This window comes from Microcystis sp. M44BS1 (genome assembly GCF_020244875.1).
Classification (GTDB): Bacteria; Cyanobacteriota; Cyanobacteriia; order Cyanobacteriales; family Microcystaceae; genus Microcystis; species Microcystis panniformis.
The window spans coordinates 1-4,070 of sequence record NZ_JADBVM010000128.1; the positions used below are offsets into that span (position 1 = coordinate 1).

2 protein-coding genes are annotated in these 4,070 nt (G+C 46.0%); both read left to right on the forward strand.

The genetic code is table 11. The annotated features are described in order from the left end of the window. Positions 1-521: 521 nt before the first annotated feature. Positions 522-2,507, forward strand: coding sequence for a BamA/TamA family outer membrane protein (locus tag IM515_RS10130; RefSeq protein ID WP_287629892.1), 1,986 nt, complete (start codon positions 522-524; stop codon positions 2,505-2,507). Between the two features lie 131 nt (positions 2,508-2,638). Further along, positions 2,639-3,451, forward strand: coding sequence for a UDP-3-O-acyl-N-acetylglucosamine deacetylase (gene lpxC / locus IM515_RS10135; RefSeq protein ID WP_287629891.1), 813 nt, complete (start codon positions 2,639-2,641; stop codon positions 3,449-3,451). Positions 3,452-4,070: the final 619 nt, after the last annotated feature.

Consider the following 4,070-nt stretch of genomic DNA (forward strand, 5'->3'; position numbering starts at 1 on the left):
AACTCAATTGTCTATCTTTTGGTATTAACCTGTTTGTGCCGTAAGTGTCTTCCTGTATAGATTTCAGCTATTTTTGAGACTAGGTACTCTCATCGAATTTTATTTTAAGTTAATTATTTGCATAACAATTCCCGAAGAGCCATTGTTTTTAATTTTGGTGAGTTAGGAAGATATGTATTTAATTGTGCGCCAACCGAGTTGGCAATAATCCCAGAGGGTGAATTGGAATAGAGCCAAACCAGAAAAAGCTAAGATATGGCAAGATAAAAACTTAATGCTGACGGCTGACCAATATCAGACCTGATGCAATATCTCTTGAGTCACCGGTCAAGCCGGGATTTACTGAGAGTAAGCAATCTGCTAGAGTTTTAACGCTGGTTAAATTTCTCGGGCAGAGAAAACAAAAAAACCATAATGGTGTTACTGGGTGTGTGGAAGTGCTTAAAAATCTCAATTTTTCGGGGCGATATTCCTCGCTGGCCCTGCTGCTGGCTATTTTCGGATTATTTCACGGGACGGTAATGGCCGAAGAAGAACCGCAAGAAATGGTTTTTCCCCGCATCGAGCAGATAGTACAGTCTCCTCCTGCGACGGGAGAAACTACTCCGCCCGTGGCAGCACCGCCGGAAACCCCGACGGAAATACCAAGACCAGCAGAAACTCCCACAACAGCTCCACCAGCGCAGGCCGAGGAGTCACGAGTTTTGGTGGCCGAAGTGGTAGTACAGGGGGCTGATCGAGAATTGGAAAATCTAGTTTATAATACTATTCGCACCCGACCAGGACGAAGCGCAACTCGATCGCAATTACAAGAAGATATTAACGCCGTTTTTGCCACGGGCTTTTTTGCCGATGTGCGGGCAGTTCCCCAAGATACGCCCCTAGGGGTGCGAGTCACCTTTGAGGTGCAACCTAACCCCGTTTTTCAGGGTGTACAGATTCAAATTGCCCCGGAAACCATGGACAAATCGATTTTACCTGCCGGGGTGGTCGAGGAAATTTTCGCTAGTCAATACGGCAAAACCCTGAATTTGCGGGAATTACAGGCGGGGGTAAAAAAAATCAATGACTGGTACAGTAAAAACGGCTATGATCTGGCCCAGGTGATCGGTGCGCCGCAAGTCACTCCCGATGGTAGGGTGATTTTGGTCATTTCCGAAGGTTTAATCGAAAAAATTCAAGTACGTTATTTTAACGTCGAACAGGAACCGGTCAAGGCTAAAACCAGAGAATTTATCATTACTAGGGAAATGCGCCTAAAAGCGGGGGATATTTTCAACCGCAATACCGCCCAACAGGATTTACAGCGTGTTTTCGGTCTCGGTTTATTCGAGGATGTGCGTCTGTCTTTTTCCCCCGGCAGCGACCCAAGGGAGGTGATTGTTAACGTCGATGTGGTGGAAGGTAATACTGGTTCCCTGGCCGCTGGGGGTGGTATTAGCTCGAATGCGGGCTTATTCGGCACTGTCAGCTATCAACAGCGCAATTTTGGCGGTAATAACCAAACTTTAGGGGCAGAAGTCCAGTTAGGGGAACGGGAATTTTTATTTGATCTGAGTTTTTCCGATCCTTGGATTGCCACGGATAATTTCCGCACTTCCTACACGGTGAACGTTTTCCGGCGACAGTCGATTTCTCTGGTTTATGATGGGGAAAATTCCTCGATTCGGACGCTTAACGATAATGATAGTCCCCGTATCGTCCGGACGGGTGGTGGTATTACTTTTGTCCGTCCTTTGGCCCCCGATGTGTTTACGAAACCAAAATGGGTGGTTTCCCTAGGCTTTAACTATCAACAGGTACAGGTGCAAAATGCCAATGGTGACATCTCCCCCCTGTCTGCACCTCTCAATGGTTTTGGCAGTCAACAACTGGCTTTTAGTTCCTCTGGGATCGATGATCTACTTTCCCTAAATATTGGCGCTATTCGAGATTTTCGCGACAATCCCCTGCAGCCCACCAGTGGCTCTTTCCTGCGTCTAGGTTTAGAACAAACTATTCCGGTCGGTTCTGGCAGTATTTTCGGCACTCGTGTTCGGGGTAGTTATAGTTACTTTATCCCCGTTCGGTTTATTAATTCCTTTAATCTCTTTGAAACCGATATTTTTAAAGGTCAGCAATCCCTCGCTTTTAATGTGCAAGCAGGGACAGTATTAGGCGATTTACCCCCCTACGATGCTTTTATTGTGGGGGGTAGTAACTCTGTACGGGGTTACGCCGAGGGAGAAGTGGGTAGCGGTCGCAGTTATTTGCAAGCGACGGCCGAATATCGTTTTCCCATTGTCGCTATTATTGGGGGGGCGTTATTTGTCGATTTCGGCACTACTATTGGTTCCCAAGGCGATGTCCCCGGTCAACCCGGGATTGTCCGGGATTTACCCGGTATCGGTCTCGGTTACGGTTTGGGTGTTCGGGTACAATCTCCCGTCGGCCAAATTCGGGTTGACTACGGTTTTAATGTCGATGGTGGTTCTCGTCTCCATTTCGGTATCGGGGAACGATTCTAATCAGTTATTGGGGGTGGGGGATTAGGGAAATGGGGAAATAGGGAAATTCAACTAAAACCCCAACACCCTAAAACCCTAAAACCCAACCCCCAAAACCACTAATAAGCTTTTCACTTTATTACTTAATAATTATGGTTTCTACTATCGCTAAACAATTTGAATTATCGGGAATTGGACTGCATTCGGGGGAGATAACACGGGTGCGCGTCTGTGGGGCAAATCCGGGGGAAGGACGTTATTTTGTCCGCAGAGATTTAGCCAATCAACCGATTATTCCCGCTCTAGTTTCTTCGGTTTACCAAACAACTTTATCAACGGAATTGAGACGAGGAGAAGCAAAGGTTAGAACCGTTGAGCATTTATTGGCGGCCTTAACCGCTTTGGGGGTAGAGGATGCTCGCATTGAGGTGGATGGTGCGGAAATTCCCCTCCTTGATGGTTCGGCCAAAATCTGGGTAGAAGCGATCGAAAATGCCGGTTTAAATAACTCTTTTTCTCCATCAGATTTAACGATTTCTCAACCGATTTGGTTGTACGAAGGGGATGCTTTTGTGGCGGCGATTCCTTCCCCTGAATTACGTTTTACCTACGGCATCGATTTTACCTATAAACCCATCGGTAATCAATGGTATAGTTGGAGTCCTGATCAGGAAAGTTTTAGTCAAGCGATCGCATCAGCCCGGACTTTCGGTTTTGCCGATCAAATTGAATATTTACAAAAGGCTGGTTTAATTAAAGGAGGCAGTTTAGAAAATGCTTTAGTCTGCGATCAAAATCAATGGTTAAATCCTCCTTTACGGTTTGAAAATGAGCCAGCAAGACATAAATTATTGGACTTAATTGGTGATTTGAGTTTACTGGGAACTATTCCCACTGCTCATTACATGGCTTTTAAAGCCAGTCATAAACTTCACGTTCAATTAGCGATCGCAATTCAGGGTTAATTATACTAAATTCTGTTTAAAAGGTATAGGGGAGTGGGAAGTGGGGCTGTCTGGAGGCGGGGTTTTTACTTCTGTCGATGAGATGGCTTTCGCTCGATCGTTCTCTACTCAAGCCTTTATCCTAGCATTGATAACCCTTAGCTATTAGCCGTCAGCTATCAGAATCATTCCAACACCGTCGGGTTTGCTCGGTGACAGGTTGCCAATCCAGAACTCAAGCCACCAGAGCAGCATCGCACTTTAACCCACAGTTTCAATAAATGTGCATGGTGCGTTCCCCAAAAATCGATCGGTGGAGCAGTAGGAGTCACATTAGGGAACGCACCCTACAAGATCGGCGATCGCACTGGTCCCACCAGAGCGGCATCGCACTTTAACCCACAGCTTCAATAAATGTGCATGGTGCGTTCCCCAAAAATCGATCAGTGGAGCAGTGGGAGTCACATTAGGGAACGCACCCTACAGCGATAGCGATCGCACTACTTCCTTTTTTATCTAATATCTCCCAATAGATTGGCATGGCTCTCTTGTCGTAAATTAGACTCACCATCAAGATATTTATTGTTCCCCAACTCGTCCGGTCTATGGCAATATATACTAATCCTTTTATTGTGAACCT